Source organism: Nocardioides ferulae (assembly GCF_003660455.1).
In the GTDB taxonomy this organism is placed as follows: Bacteria; Actinomycetota; Actinomycetes; order Propionibacteriales; family Nocardioidaceae; genus Nocardioides; species Nocardioides ferulae.
Genome location: NZ_QZVR01000021.1, coordinates 82686 through 102532 on the forward strand (window position 1 = coordinate 82686; position 19847 = coordinate 102532).

At 73.9% G+C, this 19847-nt stretch carries 20 protein-coding genes; 10 read left to right on the forward strand and 10 right to left on the reverse strand.

Annotation, left to right across the window (positions count from 1 at the left end):
* Positions 1–22: 22 nt before the first annotated feature.
* The gene (locus D6B71_RS18820; protein WP_126688322.1) at positions 23–1477 is read right to left on the reverse strand and encodes an NHL repeat-containing protein; all 1455 of its coding nucleotides are present in this window, start codon (positions 1475–1477) and stop codon (positions 23–25) included.
* A 52-nt stretch (positions 1478–1529) separates the two neighbouring features.
* A complete protein-coding gene (locus D6B71_RS18825) occupies positions 1530–2927 on the reverse strand; it encodes a GDSL-type esterase/lipase family protein (RefSeq protein WP_121257952.1) in 1398 nt (465 codons plus the stop codon).
* 297 nt (positions 2928–3224) lie between these two features.
* Between D6B71_RS18825 and typA the strand changes: the two genes are divergently transcribed.
* Positions 3225–5141 (forward strand): translational GTPase TypA, encoded by a 1917-nt coding sequence (gene typA / locus D6B71_RS18830; RefSeq protein ID WP_121257954.1) that lies wholly within the window; start codon positions 3225–3227, stop codon positions 5139–5141.
* 134 nt (positions 5142–5275) lie between these two features.
* Here the strand turns inward: typA and D6B71_RS18835 are convergent, their stop codons facing one another.
* Positions 5276–5911 (reverse strand): hypothetical protein, encoded by a 636-nt coding sequence (locus tag D6B71_RS18835; protein WP_121257956.1) that lies wholly within the window; start codon positions 5909–5911, stop codon positions 5276–5278.
* A gap of 145 nt (positions 5912–6056) precedes the next feature.
* Between D6B71_RS18835 and D6B71_RS18840 the strand changes: the two genes are divergently transcribed.
* Both D6B71_RS18840 and D6B71_RS18845 read left to right on the forward strand, forming a co-directional pair.
* Entirely contained in the window at positions 6057–7244 is a 1188-nt protein-coding gene (locus D6B71_RS18840; protein ID WP_121257958.1) for an acyl-CoA dehydrogenase family protein, read from the forward strand.
* Complete coding sequence (locus tag D6B71_RS18845) at positions 7241–7840, forward strand: TetR/AcrR family transcriptional regulator (RefSeq protein ID WP_121257960.1); 600 nt, start codon at positions 7241–7243, stop codon at positions 7838–7840. The genes D6B71_RS18840 and D6B71_RS18845 overlap by 4 nt, the downstream gene beginning before the upstream one ends.
* A 53-nt stretch (positions 7841–7893) precedes the next feature.
* Here the strand turns inward: D6B71_RS18845 and D6B71_RS18850 are convergent, their stop codons facing one another.
* Positions 7894–9090: a DUF4185 domain-containing protein gene (locus D6B71_RS18850; RefSeq protein ID WP_121257962.1), complete on the reverse strand. Its 1197-nt coding sequence runs from the start codon at positions 9088–9090 to the stop codon at positions 7894–7896.
* A 167-nt stretch (positions 9091–9257) separates the two neighbouring features.
* Here D6B71_RS18850 and D6B71_RS22930 point away from each other — a divergent pair, with 167 nt between their 5' ends.
* The 3 genes from D6B71_RS22930 to D6B71_RS18865 are packed head-to-tail and all read left to right on the forward strand — an operon-like array spanning position 9258 to position 11006.
* A complete protein-coding gene (locus tag D6B71_RS22930; protein WP_164519738.1) occupies positions 9258–10271 on the forward strand; it encodes a hypothetical protein in 1014 nt (337 codons plus the stop codon).
* Positions 10272–10328: 57 nt separating this feature from the next.
* Positions 10329–10688 (forward strand): YidH family protein, encoded by a 360-nt coding sequence (locus D6B71_RS18860; RefSeq protein WP_121257964.1) that lies wholly within the window; start codon positions 10329–10331, stop codon positions 10686–10688.
* 30 nt (positions 10689–10718) lie between these two features.
* Entirely contained in the window at positions 10719–11006 is a 288-nt protein-coding gene (locus D6B71_RS18865) for a DUF202 domain-containing protein (protein ID WP_121257966.1), read from the forward strand.
* A 152-nt stretch (positions 11007–11158) separates the two neighbouring features.
* On the opposite strand, the gene D6B71_RS18870 is transcribed toward D6B71_RS18865, so the two are convergent.
* The 6 genes from D6B71_RS18870 to D6B71_RS18895 form a co-directional block, all read right to left on the reverse strand.
* Positions 11159–12481, reverse strand: a complete 1323-nt coding sequence (locus D6B71_RS18870; RefSeq protein WP_164519739.1) for an MFS transporter — start codon at positions 12479–12481, stop codon at positions 11159–11161.
* Between the two features lie 151 nt (positions 12482–12632).
* Positions 12633–12848, reverse strand: a complete 216-nt coding sequence (locus tag D6B71_RS18875) for a hypothetical protein (protein WP_126688323.1) — start codon at positions 12846–12848, stop codon at positions 12633–12635.
* 83 nt (positions 12849–12931) lie between these two features.
* On the reverse strand, positions 12932–13633 hold the full coding sequence (locus D6B71_RS18880; RefSeq protein WP_121257995.1) for a dihydrofolate reductase family protein: 702 nt from the start codon (positions 13631–13633) through the stop codon (positions 12932–12934).
* Positions 13630–14190: a class III extradiol ring-cleavage dioxygenase family protein gene (locus D6B71_RS18885; RefSeq protein WP_121257972.1), complete on the reverse strand. Its 561-nt coding sequence runs from the start codon at positions 14188–14190 to the stop codon at positions 13630–13632. The genes D6B71_RS18880 and D6B71_RS18885 overlap by 4 nt, the downstream gene beginning before the upstream one ends.
* The gene (folP, locus tag D6B71_RS18890; RefSeq protein WP_121257974.1) at positions 14187–15050 is read right to left on the reverse strand and encodes a dihydropteroate synthase; all 864 of its coding nucleotides are present in this window, start codon (positions 15048–15050) and stop codon (positions 14187–14189) included. Before folP ends, D6B71_RS18885 begins: the two co-directional genes overlap by 4 nt.
* On the reverse strand, positions 15047–16141 hold the full coding sequence (locus D6B71_RS18895) for a glucosyl-3-phosphoglycerate synthase (RefSeq protein ID WP_240641554.1): 1095 nt from the start codon (positions 16139–16141) through the stop codon (positions 15047–15049). Before D6B71_RS18895 ends, folP begins: the two co-directional genes overlap by 4 nt.
* Positions 16142–16483: 342 nt before the next feature.
* Between D6B71_RS18895 and D6B71_RS18900 the strand changes: the two genes are divergently transcribed.
* From D6B71_RS18900 to D6B71_RS18915, 4 genes are all read left to right on the forward strand, one after another.
* On the forward strand, positions 16484–17749 hold the full coding sequence (locus D6B71_RS18900; protein ID WP_121257976.1) for an ATP-binding protein: 1266 nt from the start codon (positions 16484–16486) through the stop codon (positions 17747–17749).
* Between the two features lie 208 nt (positions 17750–17957).
* Positions 17958–18470 (forward strand): hypothetical protein, encoded by a 513-nt coding sequence (locus D6B71_RS18905; RefSeq protein ID WP_121257978.1) that lies wholly within the window; start codon positions 17958–17960, stop codon positions 18468–18470.
* Between the two features lie 122 nt (positions 18471–18592).
* A complete protein-coding gene (locus D6B71_RS18910; protein ID WP_121257980.1) occupies positions 18593–19201 on the forward strand; it encodes a TetR/AcrR family transcriptional regulator in 609 nt (202 codons plus the stop codon).
* Between the two features lie 182 nt (positions 19202–19383).
* Positions 19384–19847: carboxypeptidase-like regulatory domain-containing protein (locus D6B71_RS18915; protein WP_164519740.1), on the forward strand; the 464-nt coding region annotated here is incomplete at its 3' end.

Consider the following 19847-nt stretch of genomic DNA (forward strand, 5'->3'; position numbering starts at 1 on the left):
GCGCCGGGCCGACGGGTGAAGCTCAGGGTTCGTCGGCCACGATCGCCACCGCCGCGGACTCGGCGGTCGCCGAGCCCTTGCGGTTGCTCGCGGTGACCTCGCAGACCAGCGAGACGCCCACGTCGGACGAGGTGAGGTCGTAGACCGGCCCGTTGCCGGCAACACCCGACCCGACGGTCCAGGCGAACGTGTACGACGGGGAGCCGCTCCAGGTGCCCGGGTCGCACTCGAGCCGGTTCCCCGGCGAGGGGGTGCCGGTGATCTCCGGGGGCGCGAGGTTCTGGGGCAGTCCGACCGGGGACGGGTCGTCCGGGTCGTCCGGGTCCTGGCCGCCGCCACCACCACCCGAGCCACCACCCGAGCCGCCGCCACCGGCCGGCGCCTTCACCCGCTGCCCCCAGTGGGTGTAGCCACCGACGTCCCAGCGCTGGATGCGCCGGTTGTGGGTGTCGGCGAGGAACAGGTTGCCCGAGAGCGACCCGCCGTCCTGCGGGTGCTGGGCGAGGGCCCCGGGCGACCAGAGCGACCCGAGGCGGCGGCTGGCCCGCGGGGGGTGCCCGAGGGTGCGGTAGTGGGAGAACCTGTGGTTGGCGTCGAGGACGTAGACGGCGTGGTTGGCGGAGTCGGCGACGACGACCTGGCCGAACCGGTCGGCGGTGACCCCCGACGGCACCGGCTTGCGGCCGCCGCGTGGCCGGGGCACGCGCACGACCGTCGCCTTCGCGTGGTGGCCCAGCGCGGAGACCGAGTAGGCGACCAGCCGTCCGCTGTCGGGCAGGCCGACGAAGACCCGTGCCGGGTGCCCGGACTGCTCCGGCGCGTAGGCGATCCCGCGCGGGAAGCCGCGGCCGGGCAGGTCGACGCGGGCCAGGCGCTGGCCGCTGGTGCTGTAGGCCAGCAGGGTGCCGCTGCACCGGCTGGCGATGTAGACCCGGTTGCGGACCGCGACGATGCCGCCGTAGCGCTCGGCGCTCGCCCGGTCCGGGCAGCTGCCCTCGTGGTGCTCGAAGTGCTCGAGCACGCGGCCCCGCCCGGCGAGCAGCGAGGCCGAGGTGCCGTAGTCGACCCACACCCGTCCGCGCCCGTAGGCGAACACGCCGCTGACGGGGCCGTCCTGGTCGAGCCCGACCCGCCCGACGACCTTGCCGGAGGAGTTGACCCGCACCAGCGCGCCGCCGCTGCGGAACCCGACGTACGACGTGCCGCGCTTGTCGACGCCGATCGCGATCGGCCCGGACGACGATCGGCCCCCGCCTCCCCCGCCTCCCCCGCCGCCACCTCCGTGGCTGTGGCCGCCGCCACCACCGGGCGAGGCGTGGTCGCGGGCGGCCAGGGCGGCCGGCCCGCCGCCGTCGTCCGCGGCGGCGGACGGGGTGACCAGCGCGGCGGGCAGGCCGAGAGCGAGCAGCGCGGCCAGGGCGCGGCCGAGCGCGCCGCGACGCGGGCGGCTCACGGGCCCGACCGGCTGCTCCCTCACCTTTCCGAGGTTAGGCCTGCCCGGCCCGCGCGACCATCCACAGAACCCCGCGTTATGCGGTGGGCTGGACCACCTGTCGGGCGCGGGGTTCCGGACCGTAGACCTCGAAGTCGAAGACCGAGATCCCGTAGCGGGTCGCCCGCCGCTCGCCGACCAGCCGCACGTGCCGGGTGGTGACCGGAGCGAACCGCGCGGTGTCGTGGCCGCCGTCGCCGTTGATCGTCGACCAGACCTTTCGCCACCGGCGGCCGTCGCGCACCTCGATCCGGTAGCCGCGGGCGTACGCCGTCTCCCAGCGCAGCACCACCCGGTCCACCGTCCGCCTCCGGCCGAGGTCGACGCGCAGCCACTCGCCGTCGGCGCGGGCCCCGCTGGCCCAGCGGGTGGTGGGGTCGCCGTCGACGGCCTGCGACGGGGCGTGGCCCGGCTCGGTGCCCGAGGCCTGGGCGAGCCCGCCGCGAGCCAGGTCGTCGCCGGCCAGCGACGCGTAGACCAGGCCGGCGAGCGCGGTCATCCCCGACTCGAACGGGTGGTACTCCATCGCCTTGAGCACGTCGATCCACTTGCCCTGCACCCAGGCGTCCTCGCCCGCGCAGGCGTCGTGGCCGCGCGAGGGCCGGTAGGTGTCGACGTACCCCGCTCGCTGCCGGGACGCCGCCCGGGCGAGGGCGCGGTTGAGCTGCTTCTGCAGGCGGTCGGCCCAGACCATGTCGGCGGGCGTCATCGGCACCGCGCCGTTGGTGCAGGAGCCGCCCGCGGGCATCAGCCGCGGGTAGCCGACCACCAGCACGGTGGCGTGCGGCGACCGCTGCCGGATCGCCGCGACCGCGCGGGCCACGCTGCGGCCGGTGCGGGGCACCAGCGCGGCCATCGTGTCGACGCCGTCGACGGTGAACTCCGCGCGGCAGGGCGCCCCGGTCGGCCGCTCGGCGGCGAGCTCGGGGCAGCGGTCGATGAGCGTGCCGAAGAGGCCGCCGTCGTTGCCGCCGATGCCCAAGGTGACCAGGTCGGTGTCGGGCCGCAGGGCCTCGAGCTGGGCCGGGGCGGTGCCGAGGATGCCCTCCTGCGGCTCGAAGAGGTGCTCGGTGCGGGCCGCGGAGCAGGACACGTCGGTCAGCTCGACCTCGAGCCGCTCGGCGAGCTTGGCGGGGTAGTTGCGGTTCGAGCGGGCGCAGGGCACCAGCGCGGTGCCGGGGATCAGCGGCCCGGCGGTGAACGAGTCGCCGAGCGCCACGTAGTGGTCGAACGGGCGGTCCGGCACGTCCGCGGACGCGGCCGTGGGCGGGGCGAGCAGGGCGAGCGGCCCGCCGACGAGGCTCAGCGCGAGCAGCGCCGACCGATGGGACCGCCTCCTCGGCGTGGACGGCGTGGACGGCGTGGACGGCGTGGACGGCGTGGACGGCGTGGACGGCGTGGAATGGGCTGCCCAGGGCAGGCGAGACAGGCGCACGGAGTTCCCTCCCGAGAGAGACGCCGCCGGTGCGTCGGCGGCGTCACGGACATGACCCGGCCCCCTCCCGGAGCCGGCCGGCGCAACGTACTACCGGCGAGTCACTTCGTGGAAGCACCTGTCCAGGCGCGGCGGTGCCGACCGACGATGCCGCCGCTCGCCCCGGCGGCCACTACACTTCCCGGGGCCCGTCGGATCGTCCGCGCAGCAGCGCCGCCGCGCCACCGCCGCACCCGACGTCCCCGTCACGACCGCCAGCCCGGCGGACCGCCAGCCGAAAGGGAGCCCGAGCTCCGTATGTCTTCTCCCGCCTCCACCGACCGCACCGCCAGCGCGAACCTGCGCAACGTCGCGATCGTCGCCCACGTCGACCACGGCAAGACCACGCTGGTCGACGCCATGCTCCGCCAGGGCGGCGCCTTCACCGAGCACCAGGCCGAGGGGGTGGCCGACCGGGTCATGGACTCAGGCGACCTGGAGCGCGAGAAGGGGATCACGATCCTCGCCAAGAACACCGCGATCCACTACACCGGGCCCTCCGCCGGCGGCGAGTCGATGACGATCAACATCATCGACACCCCCGGCCACGCCGACTTCGGCGGCGAGGTCGAGCGCGCGCTGTCGATGGTCGACGGCATCGTGCTGCTCGTCGACGCCTCCGAGGGGCCGCTGCCGCAGACCCGCTTCGTGCTGCGCAAGGCCCTCAACGCCGACATGCCGGTGATCCTGGTGGTCAACAAGACCGACCGCGGCGACGCCCGGATCAGCGAGGTCGTCGACGACAGCTACGAGCTGTTCATGGACCTGCTCGACGACAGCCACAGCCAGGCCGCCCTCGACTTCCCGGTCGTCTACGCCTCGGGCAAGGCCGGCATCGCCTCCCTGGAGCAGCCCGCCGACGGCACGATGCCCGAGGGCGACAGCCTCGAGCCGCTGTTCAAGACGATCCTCGAGACGATCCCGGCGCCGTCGTACACGCCGGGCGCGCCGCTGCAGGCCCACGTCACCAACCTCGACGCCTCGCCGTTCCTGGGCCGGCTGGCGCTGGTGCGGGTGCACGAGGGCGAGCTGCGCAAGGGCCAGACGGTGGCCTGGATGCGCCGCGACGGCAGCGTGAAGAACGTCAAGATCACCGAGCTGCTGATCACCGAGGGCCTGGAGCGCAAGCCGGGCGAGAAGGCCGGCCCCGGCGACATCGTCGCGGTCGCGGGCATCCCCGAGATCACCATCGGCGAGACGCTGGCCGACCCCGAGAACCCGGTCGCGCTGCCGCTGATCCACGTCGACGAGCCGGCGATCTCGATGACGATCGGCACCAACACCTCGCCGCTGGTCGGCAAGGGCGGCAAGGGCCACAAGGTGACCGCCCGGCTGGTCAAGGACCGGCTCGACTCCGAGCTGATCGGCAACGTCAGCCTGCGCATCCTGCCCACCGAGCGCCCCGACGCCTGGGAGGTGCAGGGCCGCGGCGAGCTGGCGCTGGCGATCCTGGTCGAGCAGATGCGCCGCGAGGGCTACGAGCTGACCGTCGGCAAGCCGCAGGTGGTCACCCGCGAGATCGACGGCAAGGTGCACGAGCCGGTCGAGCGGCTCACCATCGACGCCCCCGAGGAGTACCTCGGCACGATCACCGAGCTGCTCGCGACCCGCAAGGGCCGGATGGAGCAGATGACCAACCACGGCACCGGCTGGGTGCGCATGGAGTTCCTGGTGCCCGCGCGCGGCCTGATCGGCTTCCGCACCGAGTTCCTCACCGAGACCCGCGGCACCGGCATCGCCCACCACGTCTTCGAGAAGTACGAGCCGTGGGCCGGCGAGATCCGCTCCCGCGCGTCCGGCTCGCTGGTCGCCGACCGCTCCGGCGCCGCCACGGCGTACGCCATGACGAACCTGCAGGAGCGCGGGGTGATGTTCGTCGAGCCGACCACCGAGGTCTACGAGGGCATGATCGTCGGCGAGAACTCCCGCGCCGACGACATGGACGTCAACATCACCAAGGAGAAGCAGCAGACCAACATCCGGTCCGCCACCTCCGACAACTTCGAGAAGCTGATCCCGCCGCGCAAGCTGAGCCTCGAGCAGTGCCTGGAGTTCTGCCGCGAGGACGAGTGCGTCGAGGTCACCCCCGAGACCGTGCGCATCCGCAAGGTGGTGCTCGACCAGAACGAGCGGGCCAAGATGGCGTCCCGGGCCCGCAAGGGCGCCAAGCCCTGAGCGGTGCCGGCGGCCCGTGACCTGACCTGACTCGGACAGCGGGCCGCCTGCCACGGGCCGCCCTGATCCGGTACGCCGCGCGGGCAGGGCCGCGGCCGGTTCCCCACGCGCCGGCCGCGGGTAGCGCCCGCGGCTCAGCCTGTGCCGTGCGCCGGCTCGGGCCGCGCCGCCCGGATCGCCAACCCGCACAGCGCCGCCGTCAGCAGCAGCGCGCTGCTGCGGGCGACCGTCTCGGGCAGCACCACGAGGAGCGACTGGAGGAACAGGTGCGCGCCCAGCGCCACCGGCACCCACGCCGGTGCGGCCGCCGGGCCGGCCTGAACCAGCGCGATCAGGAGCAGCAGCTCGCCGATCAGGAAGGCCGCCACCCAGACGATCAGGAACGCCTGCAGTCCGGGGTCGTCCAGCACGTCGTCGAGGGCTCTCCCCCGCACCGCGTCGCTGCGGACCAGCGCCCGGAAGAAGACCAGCAGCATGCTGTAGCCGGCCAGCCCGACGAACCCCACCACCAGCAGGCACGCGGCCGCGACCGAGGTGTAGCGGCCCCGGTCCCGGAACAGCGACAGCACCGCCGGCACCCCCATGGTCAACGCCACCGCGGCGAGGAAGTCGAGCGCCGAGGCGGCCAACCAGCGGCCGTCCTCGCGCTCCACGATGCTCAGCGCCGTGCGCAGGTCGGAGTCGCCGGCGGCCAGCAGCTGGGCGAAGGCGAGCGACATCGCCCCGGTGACGAGGAGCGCCGCCGAGGCCGGGACCCAGTCGATGCGCATCCTTCGAGGTTAGGCGGCCGACCGCCTCCGGTCTGCCGGTCCGGTGAATCGCGGATGGCCCACTCGGGTGGTCCGTGGCCGTTCGGCTGCCAACTGGGAGACTGGGGACTTAACTTTGCCTAGATCTTGAGAATGGGGTGTCGTCGTGCCCGCGACCCGTGTGTTGCCGTCCGAGGAGTCTGCCGACCTGCTGCGGCTGGTGCGCGACCTGGTCGCCCGCGAGCTCGCCCCGCGTGCGGCGGAGGCCGAGGAGACCGCGACGTTCCCGCGCGAGGTGTTCCGCACCCTGGGCCGGGCCGGCCTGCTGGGTCTGCCGTACGCCGAGGAGCTGGGCGGCGGCGGGCAGCCCTACGAGGTCTACCTCCAGGTCCTGGAGGAGATCGGCTCGGTGTGGGCGAGCGTCGGCGTCGGCACCAGCGTGCACGCGCTGTCGTGCTTCGGCCTGGTCACCCGCGGCACCCCTGAGCAGCAGCAGGCGTGGCTGCCCGACATGCTCGGCGGGGAGCTGCTCGGCGCCTACTGCCTCTCCGAGCCGCACGCCGGCTCCGACCCGGCGGCGATGCGCACCACCGCCCGCCGCGACGGCGACGACTATGTGATCACCGGCGCGAAGGCGTGGACCACCCACGGCGGCGAGGCCGACTTCTACAAGGTGATGGCCCGCACCTCCGAGGAGCGCAACGGCATCTCCTGCTTCCTGGTGCCGGCCGACTCCCCCGGCCTGGAGGCCGACCCGGCCGAGCGGAAGATGGGGCTGACCGGCTCCACCACCGCGACCATGCGGTTCGACGGGGTGCGGGTGAGCGCCGAGCGTCGGCTCGGCGCCGAGGGTGAGGGCCTGCGGATCGCGCTCGCCGGGCTCGACGCCGGCCGGCTCGGGATTGCCGCGGTGGCGACCGGGCTGGCCCAGGGTGCGCTGGATGCCGCGACGGCGTACGCGCAGCAGCGGGAGACGTTCGGCCGCCGGATCATCGACCACCAGGGGCTGGGCTTCCTGCTCGCCGACATGGAGGCGGCGGTGCAGTCGGCGCGCGCGACGATGCTGCACGCGGCGCGGCTCAAGGACCGCGGCCTGCCCTACGGGCGCGAGGCGTCGGTCGCGAAGCTGGTCGCCACCGACAACGCGATGAAGGTGACCACCGACGCCGTGCAGGTGCTCGGCGGCTACGGCTACACGAGAGACTTCCCCGTCGAGAGGTACCTGCGGGAAGCGAAGGTCATGCAGATCTTCGAAGGCACCAACCAGATCCAGCGCCTCGTGATAGCCCGGTCCCTGGACCAGGGAGGTGCCGGCACCATCACTGTCGATCCAGCCCTGGGGGAGGGCCCATGACGATTCTGGTCAACCGAGCCGACTACTACGACTGCGCGCTGCGGCTGCTCGCCGCGGAGGGGCCGGGCGCCCTGAAGGTGGGGCGTCTGTGCAGCGACCTGGGGGTCACCACCGGGTCGTTCTACCACCACTTCCCGAGCATGCGCGCGTTCGTGGGCGAGCTGCTCGCGCACTGGGAGCGGTCCAAGACCGAGCAGTACGCCGAGCTGCTCGAGCAGGTGGGCGACCCGCTCGCCGGGTTGCCGCTGATCCGCGAGGCGGTGCACGCGCTGCCGCACCGCGCCGAGGCGGCGCTGCGGGCGTGGAGCCACACCGACGAGCAGGTCGCCGCGGCTCAGGCCCGGGTGGACGCCCGGCGGCTGGAGGCCGTGCAGCGGCTGGTGCACCGGATCGTGGGCGACGCGGAGCGGGCGGCCCGGCTGGCACTGCTGGGCGTGGTGATCCTGGCCGGGTTCCAGGTGGGCCGCGACCCCGACGACCACGACGAGCTGTCGGCGCTGATGGACGAGTACCTCGGGCTGCTCGCGGCCCCGGCTGCGTCGGCGTCCGCGCCTGCCCCACGTTCCCCGATGGACGACGCGCTCTCGGCCGACTGATCCTCTCCCGGTGGTCGAGTCGCCACCGGTGGTCGAGCCTGCCGAGACCCCGGCTACGGAAGGTCGACCCGCAGGAACCGCGGCCGGTAGAGGAACGGGTCGTCGAGCACCTTGCCGACGTCGGGGTTGTTGCGACTGTAGGAGACCACCACCGAGCCCGGCCGGGGCAGCAGCTGCGGGTGCGCCAGCGGCATGTAGCGCAGCTCCTGCTCGGTGGAGGGCAGCTCGGCCAACGCCACCGGGGGCGCGAACGGCCCGGTCGGGGCGGAGGCGGTCCAGGCGGCGAGGTCGGTGCCGAGGAACTCGTCGCGCTTGCTGACGGCGTACCAGGTGCCGTCCTTCTCGAAGACGCTCAACGTCTGCGACACCCCGCCGACCGCGTCGATCAGCTCGGCGGCCGCGTCGGGGTCGGCGACCCAGTCGGTGCCGTCCCAGTAGCGCCACTCGTCCTGCTCGAGCACCTCCTCGGGCCGCACCCGCGCCACCTGCAGCGCGAACCCGAAGACACCCTCGACCTCGGGACGCGAGGTGCCGTAGAGGTAGACCCACTCGCCGTTCCCACCGTCGGCGACCTCGGTGGCTGCCCCCCAGGTGGGGTGCTCGGTCCCGGGCCGGTCGGGGCCGAAGTCCTGCACGCTGGCCAGCTGCGGCGACTCCCCTCGCGGGACGACGAACACCGCCGCCGCGGGGCCGAGGTTCTCGAAGGCGAACGCGTCGTCGGCGCCGCCGGTGCTGCGGACCCGCTGGGCGAAGACGATCACCAGGTCGTAGCCGGCCCGCCGGGCGCGGGCGACCGACATCGGCCAGTAGCCCACGCCGTCGGCTCGGTCGGGGATCAGCGCGCCGTGGTCGGCGGGCATCACCACGCTGGCGCAGCCGGGTGAGAAGACCAGCATCGAGTTGCGCACGAACCGCTGCCCCTCGAAGTCGGCGGCGCGCAGGGTGTCGCCGAAGACCAGCAGCCGGCGGCCGTCCTGGAGCACCGTGCTCGCGCCGACGTCGGCTCCGGCGAACTCCCCGCCGCCCCGGACGGTGGCGGCGAACCGGTTCAGGGCGCGGACGCTGTCGAGGTCGCCGGTCGGCAGGCACTTGGTCTGCGCGGCCTCGGCGACCCGCGGCGCGGTGATGTCGACGTCGACCTCGGGCACCAGCGCGACCGCGAGGAACGACAGCAGCAGCACCGGCCCCACCACCGTCATGACGCGCAGGCGCCACGGCACCTTGGTGGTCACGGCGCCGGACTCCGGCATCGCACCTCCTGCGCTCGTGGCCGGCCCGTGGCCGACCGGGGGTCGCGGCCATGATCTCGTGTCACGCCGGACGGTGGATCGGGCGGGTGCGCCGGTGCGTGGGTACGCCGGGTGTGACGGCCGCCCCTCGGCCTCCCGGAGGGCGGCCGCTCTCTAGGCTGGGCGCCATGGCGTCGCTGCGGCAGGTCTTCCCGCGGGCGGTGCTGGCGCTGCTCGCGGCGGTCGTGGTCGCGCAGGCGGCGGTCGCCTGGCAGTTGGCGGCCACGGAGACCGAGCTGAGGGGCGTCGACCTGGGGCTGTCCGGCCCGCCGGTGGTGGTGCAGTCGCTGGCCGACCGGGCCAACGCGCTGCCGGGGCGGCCGGTCGTGGCGGTGCCGCTCGACGCCGACGTCGACCCGCGCGCGAGCGTGGTCCGCGGCGAGGTCACCGCGGCCCTGGCGATCGACCTGGTGGCCGACGGCGACGTGCTCTACGTCGCCTCGGTGCGTGACCCGGTGCTGGTCGAGGCGCTGGCCGCCGAGGCGCGGGCGGTGGCATCCACGTTCGCCCGCGAGGTGAAGGTTGTGCGGGTGCGGCCCCTGGCCAACGGCGACGTCGACCGGCTCGGCGCGGCGTACGTCTCGCTGGGCTGGATCGTGGCCGGGTTCCTGCTCAGCCTGGTGGTCTCGTTCGGGTGGGGTCCGGTCGCGCGCACCGGTGCTCGCGCGGCGGTCCGGATCACCTCGATGGCGGCGGCCACGGCGGCGCTCGCGGCGGTGGCGGCGACCGCGGTGCAGGCGTGGGGGTATGCCGGGGCGTGGCCGGAGCTGTGGCTGCTGGGTTGGCTGACGATGATGTCGTCGTCGTTCCTGGTGCTGGCCTACGAGTCGCTGGCCGGCATCGGCGGGATCGGTCTCGCGGTGGCGGTGGCGGTGCTGCTGATGACGCCGCTGGCGACCGGCCGCGATACCGGGCTGCTGCCGCGCCCGTGGCCGTGGGTGACCGAGCTGGTGCCGCACGGCGCGGCGCTGGAGGCGGTGACCGACGCGGCGTACTTCTCGCGGCTGGAGACGCGGCCGCTCCTGGTACTCGTCGCCTGGGTGGCGGTGTCGCTGCTGACGCTGCTGGTCTCGCGGCGGGAGCGCGCCGAGGACAAGGTGGTGCTGCCGGGCGAGGACATCGGGCTGGTGCAGCAGGGCTAGCGGCGGCCACGCCCGATAGGTTGCCGACGTCAGCCGCGACCAGCAGGAGGTACGCCGATGGGCCGGCGCTGGCCGGACCAGGTCTACGGGCAGGGCGATGAGCCGGACTACCGGTTCTCGCTCGCCAACGAGCGCACGTTCCTGGCCTGGGTGCGCACCTCGCTGGCGTTGATGGCGGGCGGGGTGGCGCTGGACGCGGTGCCGACGGACTACCCGGAGTGGGCGACCCGGTCGCTGTCGATGCTGCTGGTGGTGCTGGCGCTGGTGTGCGCGGTGCTGGGCTGGCTGCGGTGGGCGGGGACCGAGCGGGCGATCCGGCGGGGCGCGCCGATCGGCGGGCTGCGAGCCGGGGTGGTGCTGGCGTTGGGCACCGCGCTGGTGGCGGTGCTGCTGGTGGTGCTGGTGCTGGCCGGATGAGTCGGGTGGCTGGGTGAGTCGGGTGGCTGGGTGAGTCGGGTCGCGCGGGAGGCGGGGCTGGCGCCCGAGCGCACCCAGCTCGCGGAGCTGCGGACCGCCCTGTCGCTGGCGGTGGCCTTGCTTGCGCTGGCCCGGCTGACCGCCGACCGGATCGGTCCGGTCGTGTGGGCGGCGGCGCTGGCCGGGCTGTTCGCGCTGGCTGTGGTCTCCGGCGGCCGGAAACGGGTCGGGGTCGGCGCGCGGGTAGGGGTGATCGTCGCGGTGGTGCTGCTGCTGGGCGTGGTCGAGCTGGCGGCGATCGTCGCCGAGGTGGTGTGAGCCGCGGCCGTCCGGGACGTCATACGGGATGGCTCCCAGAGCGACCGCCTCGTATGACGTCCTGCCGAGGCCATCGGGACGTCATACGGGATGGCTCCCAGAGCGACCGCCTCGTATGACGTCCCACGACCCGCCGCGGCGGGGGTGAGCGCCTAGCCGACGACCCCGGCGGTGCGGCGCACCTCCGGCACCAGAGCGAGTACGCCGAGCAGTGGCAGCGCGGCGAGTACGCCGAGGCTGGCGCCGATGCCGGCCACGTCGCCGAGCCCGCCGACCACCGCGGAGCCGACGCTGCCGCCGGTCATGAACACCAGGGTGGCGACGCCGAGGGCGATGCCGCGCACCTCGGGGGCGACGGCGTCGCCGACCGCGGCGGTCATCGAGGGCTGGCCGATGCCGAAGGCGAAGGTGTTGAGCACGATGCCGAGGGCGAGCAGCACCGGCGAGACGGTGGCGGCGCCGATGGCGCAGACGCCGAGGGAGCCTGCGGCGACCGCGGCCGAGACCGACAGCGAGCCGCTGGGTCCGAGCCGGTCGATGAGGCCGCCGGTGAGGCGCGGCACGAGGGCGGCGAGCACGGCGCTGGGCACGAGCAGCAGGCCGACGGTCCAGGTCTGCCAGCCGTCGCCGATCAGCACCGCGGGCACCGCGATCAGTTGCGCGAACCAGGCGGCGGGCACGGCGGATCCGGCGAGCGCGTGGCGCACCACGGTGCCGTTGCGGATCACCGCGACCGGCAGGAAGCCGTGTGGCCGGCGGCGCACCCACCAGGCGACGGCGGGGAGTCCGCAGACGAGCAGCAGCAGCCCGATCACGGCGACGGTGGCGCCGGTCGAGGGCGACTGCACGAGCAGCACCAGCCCGGCGGCGGTGGCCGCGACCAGGGCGGCGCCGATCAGGTCGAGCTCGGCGCGGGTGCCCTCGCCGCTGAGCGCGGGCCACAGGAACGGCAGCACCAGCGCCCCGAGGATCGGGATCGCCATCACCGCGCGCCACCCGAGGCTGTGCTCGACGGCGCCGCCGAGCAGCGGGCCGAGGCAGGAGATCGCGGCGGCGGTGGCGGCCAGCCGGCCGAGCGCCAGGCTGCGCAACCGGGCGTCGTACCGGCTGGTGAGCACGGCTACGCCGAGCGTGGGCACGGCGGCGGCGCCGGCGCCCTGGAGCAGCCGGCCGACCAGGTGCAGCCCGAACGTCGGGGCGAGGGCGGCGACCAGCGCGCCGCCGCTCATCAGCACGATGCCGAACAGCAGTGGCGCCTTGATGCCGACCAGGTCGGAGACCCGGCCGTAGACGGCGGTGGTGACCGCGAACATCAGCGCATAGAGGCTGATCGTCCAGGTGGCGCCGCCGACGCCGAGCCCGAACTCGTCGCTGATGATCGGCACCACGATCGCCGCGGACGCCGACCCCATGCCCGCGAGCCCGAACAGCACCCCGAGCAGCAGTGAGACGCGTCGGGAGTCGTCGGTGGTCACGTGGAGTCGTAACCCCGCGACGGCCGTCGGCATTCCGGGCCCGCGTCTCTCGCCGACCCGTCACTGATTCCCGGGTTTTCGCGGCGTGTCGCGGAACGTGTGACGGCTCGGTGCCGCCCCGCACCCCACGCCGTACGCCGAGCAGCGCGGCTCAGCGCGACGGCCCGGCGTCGCGCCACAGCCGGGCGCAGGCCACCATCGCGGCCGCCCACAGCACCAGCACCGGCACGTCGCCGGCGTTGAGGCCGTGGCTGCCGGCGCTGATCGTGAGGATCGGCCGCCCGGCCCAGGGTCCGTGGCCGGCGAGGAGCAGCAGGGTGAGCGCGGTGGTCACCGCCGCCACCACCACAACGTCCCCCCTGCGCATGGCTGAACCCTAGAGGGGCGCGTGATCGTGTGGATCTGCACGTGCCTGATGCGTGCAGATCCACACGATCACGTCTCGCGTTCTCAGCGGGCGACGAACCACCGGGCCAGCAGCGTGCCCTCGGCCTCGAGCAGCAGCCGCAGCTCGAGCGGCACGTCGACGGGCGGGCCGGCGGTGATCCGCGGGTGGTCGCCGGCGATCACCCGCGGCACGACAGTGGTGGTCAGCTCGTCGACGACGCCGGCGGCGAGCAGGTCGCGCAGCAGGTGCGGACCGCCCTCGGCGAGCAGCTGCCGCAGGCCCCGCTCGACGAGCGTGGCGCGCAGCCGGGCGAGGTCGACGCGGTGCGAGCCGAGCACCAGCACGTGTTCGTCCCCCAGCAGCGACCGGGCCCGCGCCAGGCCGTCGGCGTGCTCGCACGTCGCGAGCAGGACGCGGCCGGGCGGGGCGCCGCGCAGCGTGGGCGGCACCTCGCCGCGGCGGCTGACCACGACGATCGGCACGTCGGCCGGGCCGTACTCCTCGGCCCGCACCGTGCCGGCACCCACCACCACGGCGTCGGCGAGCCGCCGCAGCAGCGCGAACACCCGGTGGTCGGCGGCGTTGTTGATCGACCCGCTGCGGCCGGACTCGCCGGTGGCGGCCCCGTCGACGGTGCCGATCATGTTGACCCGCAGCCACGGGTCGGCGGGCGCGGCGTACGCGGCGGCGAGGCGCTGGTCGGTGAGCTCGGGGTCGCGGGGGTGGAGCGGCGCGTCGGGGCCGCGATCGAGGAGCACCCTCATGCCCACCGCACCACCCAGTACTGCACGCCGAACGGGTCGTCGGCATAGCCCACCTCGGCCCGGCGCTCCGGCGTGAGCAGCCGGCCGAGCGCCCGCAGCCCGGCGACGTGGCCGACCAGCAGCTCGCCGGCCAGGGACTCGTCGAGGGTGGCGAGGGCGGCCGGGTCGGGTGCGCCAGCGGCACCAGCCGGTACGCCGAGCGCGACGGCGAGCCGGTCGTCGAAGGGCCGTGCCCGGTCGTCGAGGTGCCCGGGGGCCTTCTCGCCGCGGCGGGCGGTGCCGTTGGCGACGACCAGCACCGGGCCGTCGCCGGCGTCGAGCGGCTGGGTGGCGACCCCGCCGACCTCGGCGAGCAGGTGCGCGGCGACCCGCTGGCCCTGGGCGTCGGCGACCACCTCGACAGGTCCGGCCTCGGCGAGCCACCCGACCGCGCCGAGCGCGGCGGCGCGGAGGTCGGCGACGGGGTCGACGAGCGAGGCGTACTCCGGCAGCAGCGCGAGCACGCCCGGCACGAGGGCCACCCGGCGCGGCCGGCCGGGCTGGGCGGGGGCGCTCACTGGATCCCCCGGATCGCCCGGGCCGGGCGGCGCCGCCCGGCGATGGTCCACACCATGTCGACGGTCTGGCGGGTCTCGACGACCTGGTGCACGCGATAGATCCGCGCCCCGGCCAGCGCGCAGACGGCGGTGGCGGCGAGGGTGCCGACCAGCCGCTCCCCCACGGGCAGGTCGAGGGTCTCGCCGACGAAGTCCTTGTTCGACAGCGACACCAGGACCGGCCAGCCGGTGTCGACCATCTCTCCGAGCCGGCGGGTCACCTCGAGGGAGTGGAAGGTGTTCTTGCCGAAGTCGTGGGCGGGGTCGATGACCACCGACCGGGGGTCGACACCGGCGGCGACCGCCCGCTCGGCGTAGGCCACGGTGTCGTCGATCGCGGCCCGCACCACGTCGTCGTACTCGATCCGATAGGGGCGGGTGCGTGGCGTCACCCCGCCGGTGTGGGTGCAGACGACGGCGGCGTCGTGGGCGGCGGCGACGTCGACGAGCTCGGGGTCGGCGCCGCCCCAGGCGTCGTTGAGCAGGTCGGCGCCGGCGGCGCAGGCGGCGTCGCCGACCTCGGCGCGCCAGGTGTCGACGGAGATGACGAGGGAGGGGTACGCCGCGCGCACCCGCGCCACGAAGTCGACGACGCGCGCCTTCTCCTCGGCCGCGTCGATCTCGACCCCGGGGGCGGCCTTGATGCCGCCGATGTCGACGATCTCGGCGCCCTGCTCGACGACGGTGGCGACGCGGTCGAAGGCCTTGTCCTCGGCCCAGGTGGCTCCCTTGTCGAAGAAAGAGTCGGGGGTGCGGTTGACGATCGCCATCATCAGGGTGGCGTCGTCGGCGAACTCGTGCCGGCCCAGCTTGAGGGTCATGACGCCTGCGAGGGTCGAGCTTGCCGAGACACGGTGATCGCGGGCGGCCGTTCGCCGACGAGCACGGACCGGTCGACGGGGACGATCTGGCCGTCGCGGGGGTGGTACTGCCGCAGCGCGACGACCCCACCGTCGGTCGAGCCGCGAGGCGCGCCAGCGGCGGGACCCCCGTCGGTCGAGCCGCGAGGCGCCCCAGCGCCGATGCGAGTCGAGACCCCCGCACCCGGCAGACCACCGTGCCCACCACCGCCTCCTGGCTCACCGGGTCTCGACTCGGCTCGCTGGCGCTCGCCGGCTCGACCAGCGGCAGACCGCCGCTGGATCGCCGCGAGGATCTGGGTGGCCATCGCCCCGAGGTCGAGCAGCTCCTGGTGGGAGTGCGCCCGCCGGCCGAGGTCGACCTGCGCGATCGCGCCGACCCCGACGGCGGCGGCGGTGTCGACGAGCGCGGCCAACTCCACGGCGTACCCAGTCGGCACCGGCAGCGTCTCGAACAGCGACCGGCGCACGGCCCACTCGCCGGCGAGCGGCTGCACGAGTCCGGCGAGCTCGGGGTGGTCGAGGGCGATGAGCGGGCGGGCGACGAGCTCGGTGACCCGCCCGCCGTCGAGGGAGGAGCCGGACTCGCCGGGGCGCTCGTAGAACCCCTTGACCAGGGAGATGTCGGGGCGGGTGAGCAGCGGGCCGAGCAGGCCCGGGACGAAGTGGGTGTCCCAGTCGACGAGGTCGGCGTCCATGAAGACGATCAGGTCGCCGCGGGTGACGAACAGCGACTTCCACATCGCCTCGCCCTTGCCGGGGACGCTGCCGAGATCGGGTCGGATCTCGGCGGAGCGGTGCACCACGGCCCCCGCGTCGGCGGCGACCGCGTAGGTGTCGTCGGTGGAGTCGGAGTCGATGACGACGATCTCGTCGAGCAGCGCGGCGGTGTCGACGAGTGCCTCGCGGACCCGGGTGACGACGTCGCCGACGGTGCCGGCCTCGTTGCGGGCCGGGACGACCAGGCTGACCCGTTGCGACCCCTTGGCCTCGACCAGCTGCGCCACCGTCCACTCGTCCCAGTGGTGGGTGTTGGCTGCGAACCAGTCCATCGAGGTCCTCTCGGGGGGCGGGCCGGCCGCCATCTGGTCGTCGGCGTGGCCGTCTCCGACCCTAGAGGGTGGCCGGACGCCGGCCGGGTGGGTGGCTCGTCGGCGGGCCTCGGCTTCCCGGACTTGCGGCGGGCTGTCACCGAGCGCTTCACGGCTGCCGGGGCTGCGCTCCGTCGATCGTGTGGCTTGTCACCAGCGAGCCTGCGTCTCCACATCGTGTGTCATAGCCGCCACCGAGACCGCGCGAATCCGCGACTCGACCTTCGCGAATCCGCGACTCAACCTCCGCGAATCCGCGACTGTCCCAGCGAAACTGCAGGTCAGCAGAGTAGCCTCGCACACATGAGACCGGGGGATCGCCTCACAGGCCTGCGGACACGGCACGCACGAGAACTGGTCGAGGAGACCCTGGCCGACACGCCCATCACCGTGATTCAGGGCGCCCGCCAGGTGGGCAAGAGCACCCTGGCGCGGGAGGTGGTGGTCGGCCGGGATGCGACCGTGCTCAGCCTCGACGCGGCCGCGGCCTACGGCGCCGCCCGCGCTGACCCGGACGCCTTCGTCCGCCAGACCGATGGACTTCTGGTCATCGACGAAGTGCAGCGCGTGCCGGAGTTGGTGCGTGCGATGAAGGACGCGGTGGAGGAGGATCGGCGACCGGGACGGTTCCTGGTCACCGGGTCGGCAGATCTGCTGCACATCCCAGGGACCGAGGAGAGCCTGGCTGGCCGCGCGGAGACGGTGGTGTTGTACGGACTGAGCCAGGGGGAGCTCGCCGGCCACCGAGAGGACTTCGTCGACCGCCTTCTCGCCGGCGACGAGAGAGCGCTCAGCGCCAGAGTCGGCACGCTCTCCCGTGAGGAGTACCTCGAGGCCGTCTGCGCGGGCAGCTTCCCCGAACCCCTCACCCGCGTGGGGCGACGACGCAGTGCCTGGTTCGACAACTACGTCAAGCGCATCACGACCCGCGATGCCCAGAGTCTCAGCCGACTTGCCCACCTTGACCGCCTGCCCGACCTACTCCGCCTGCTTGCCGCCAACACTTCCGGCGAACTGGTCAAGGCCCGGATCGCCAAAGACGCCGGCATTCCGGAGACCAGCCTGCCCGGATACCTCGACCTACTGGAAACCCTGTATCTCATCCAGGTTCTGCCGGCCTGGGGCGACAACCTCACCAAACGAGTCACCGGCCGACCCAAGGTCGCTCTCTTGGATACGGGTCTCGCAGCGCGACTCAACCACGTGACGCCGGCCGCGATGGCTCCAGGAGCAGTCAGCGACGCGGCGGGAGGCCTGTTCGAGTCGTTTGTCTCCGGGGAGCTCCGCCGGCAACTGGTCTGGGCGCAGACGCCCGCGAGGCTCTTCCACTTCCGCGACCGCGACGGCCGCGAGGTCGACATCGTCATCGAAAGTGACGGACGCCGGGTTGCCGGGGTGGAGATGAAGGCAGCCGGCTCGGTCTCACAAAGGGATTTCAAGGGACTTGCACTCCTGCGTGACAAACTGAACGACCGATTCGCCATGGGCGTGGTCCTGTACACAGGTCGGCAGCCACTTCCGTTCGGAGACCGGCTCTGGGCGCTGCCCTACTCCGCTCTGTGGAGCTGAGTTCGTCCATCGAGCACGGCATCGCCGACTCTCCACCCACGGCTTCCCGCAACGTCCTGCCACCGAGAAGCCGGCCCCACGACGACACCCACGAAACCGGTCCAGACGAGTGCATATCCGCGCCTCGTTCGGCCGCGTCGACTTGGTGGGCCGCCTAGCGTGAGAGGCCACGCCGCAGCACCAACGTCAGCAGAGCCGGGGGGCCACCGTGTCGATCCTGTCCGTGGTCGTCTCCCGCGCCGAGCTGGGCCTGCCGCCGCTGGAGCTGAGCACCGACCCGGACGCGACGACGTACTGGCTGGCGCAGGTGCCCGCCGAGTGGCCGCTGCGCGCCGAGCTGCAGCGCGGCCCGCGCCCGGCACCACCGGCCGGCGCCGTGGTCCCCCGCCCGCGCCGCTGGGACGACACCGTCGAGTCGCTGGCGGTCCCCCGGCCGCGAACTCCCGGGCTGGTGCTGCCGCTGGAGGTGCTAGTCAGCGGCCGCTCCGCGGTCGACCTGTACGCCGCTCGCGCGACGCTGGCGCAGGCGCTCGGGCAGCGGGAGTTCGAGGTGATGGTGGTGCGGTCGCGGCGCGAGTCGATCCACCGGGCCGGCCCGAGCTCGCCGACCTGGTCGAGCGTGCCGCCGGGCCCGCAGGGCGACCGGACGCTGCGTGCCACCGTGCGCATCCCACTGCCGGATCCGGCGCAGCCGCGGCTGGCGCCGGCGCGCCCGGCGTGACCCCCGCCCGATGCCGACGCCACCACCGCCGGTCTGGTCCGTGCTGACCGCTCACCGCAACGCGATCCGTGGCGCGCGCCGGGTTCCGCGTCGCGCCCCCTCCGGGGTGTTCTAATCAGCCAATGGAGCCCCCTCGCCGCTCGCGCGGGCGCCCTCGCTCTCCGGGGGCGGAGTCGCGCATCCTCGCCGCCGCGCTGGAGGAGTACGTCGAGCGCGGCTGGTCCGGCTTCACGATGGACGCGGTGGCGCGCCGGGCCGGGGTCGGCAAGTCGACGGTCTACCTGCGCTGGCAGGACAAGCTGGTGCTGCTGATCGACGCCGTGAGCGCTCACCAGGACACCCTCGAGGACGTCGACACCGGCACCCTGCGCGGCGACCTGGAGCACCTCGCCGCGACGCTGATCCACTCCTACACCGAGACCTACGGGTGGGCGACGCTGCGGCTCTCGATCGACGTGTTCAGCGCCCCGCACGGCATGCGGATCTACCAGGAGAAGGTGAACCGCCGCCGGCAGTCGCTCTCGCGTGGAGTGATCGCGCGGGCCCGGGAGCGCGGCGAGCTGGCCGACGACTTCGACGGGCTGACCCTGTTCCACTCCCTCTATGGCGCGATCACGATGCGGATGATCGGCCACGGCCCCGACTGGGTCGCGACCGACCGGCGGGTGAACAAGATGGCTGCCGAGCTGGTCGACTTCCTGCTCCGCGAGGGTCCGGACGCCGACTCCTGAGCCGCCGCACGTCCGCACTGGTCTAGCGGCGGCTCAAGAACGGCTTAAGGGCTGCTCAAGAAGCGTCTGTGCTGTCTCCGCGCTGTCAGCCTCGTGTCGACGTCGGGGGGCCGTCGGTGGTCGCCCCGTCATGACGAGGGGGAGACATGTCGAGGATGCACCGGCTCACATCGAGGCACGTTGTGCGTACGCAGCTCAGGCCCCGGCCCAGCACGCAGGTCCGGGCCGCGGCACGGCTGCTGGTGGCACTGCTCAGCGCCGTGCTGCTGACCGCCGGACTGGCGACACCCAGCCAGGCCGCCGTCACCACGATCTCCGGCCGGGTCACCATCGACGGCGACGGCAGCGTCGTCGGCGCCACCGTGAAGGCCACCGACCCCTCGGGCGGGGCCACCCTCGCCAGCACCGGCGTCGACGCCACCGGCCGCTACGCGCTCTCCGTGGACGCCGCCCAGGTCGACCTGGTGGTCACCCCACCGCCCGGCAGCGGCTACCAGCCGGCGGTGGTCCGCGGCATCGAGACCTCCCGTGACCAGACGGTCGACGTGAAGTTGGTCCCCCAGGAGGCGGTGACGTGGACCGGGGTGTTGCGTGACGGCGCCGGGGACCCCCTGCCTCACGCCGACCTCTACCTGCTGCAGGACAC

Excerpts from the sequence above, each read along its gene's own strand:
- typA (WP_121257954.1), top strand. The coding sequence starts at position 3,225 with ATGTCTTCTCCCGCCTCCACCGACCGCACCGCCAGCGCGAACCTGCGC.
- D6B71_RS18835 (WP_121257956.1), bottom strand. The coding sequence starts at position 5,911 with ATGCGCATCGACTGGGTCCCGGCCTCGGCGGCGCTCCTCGTCACCGGG.
- D6B71_RS18845 (WP_121257960.1), top strand. The coding sequence starts at position 7,241 with ATGACGATTCTGGTCAACCGAGCCGACTACTACGACTGCGCGCTGCGG.
- D6B71_RS18850 (WP_121257962.1), bottom strand. The coding sequence starts at position 9,090 with ATGCCGGAGTCCGGCGCCGTGACCACCAAGGTGCCGTGGCGCCTGCGC.
- D6B71_RS22930 (WP_164519738.1), top strand. The coding sequence starts at position 9,258 with ATGGCGTCGCTGCGGCAGGTCTTCCCGCGGGCGGTGCTGGCGCTGCTC.
- D6B71_RS18860 (WP_121257964.1), top strand. The coding sequence starts at position 10,329 with ATGGGCCGGCGCTGGCCGGACCAGGTCTACGGGCAGGGCGATGAGCCG.
- D6B71_RS18875 (WP_126688323.1), bottom strand. The coding sequence starts at position 12,848 with ATGCGCAGGGGGGACGTTGTGGTGGTGGCGGCGGTGACCACCGCGCTC.
- D6B71_RS18880 (WP_121257995.1), bottom strand. The coding sequence starts at position 13,633 with ATGAGGGTGCTCCTCGATCGCGGCCCCGACGCGCCGCTCCACCCCCGC.
- folP (WP_121257974.1), bottom strand. The coding sequence starts at position 15,050 with ATGACCCTCAAGCTGGGCCGGCACGAGTTCGCCGACGACGCCACCCTG.
- D6B71_RS18895 (WP_240641554.1), bottom strand. The coding sequence starts at position 16,141 with ATGGACTGGTTCGCAGCCAACACCCACCACTGGGACGAGTGGACGGTG.
- D6B71_RS18900 (WP_121257976.1), top strand. The coding sequence starts at position 16,484 with ATGAGACCGGGGGATCGCCTCACAGGCCTGCGGACACGGCACGCACGA.
- D6B71_RS18910 (WP_121257980.1), top strand. The coding sequence starts at position 18,593 with ATGGAGCCCCCTCGCCGCTCGCGCGGGCGCCCTCGCTCTCCGGGGGCG.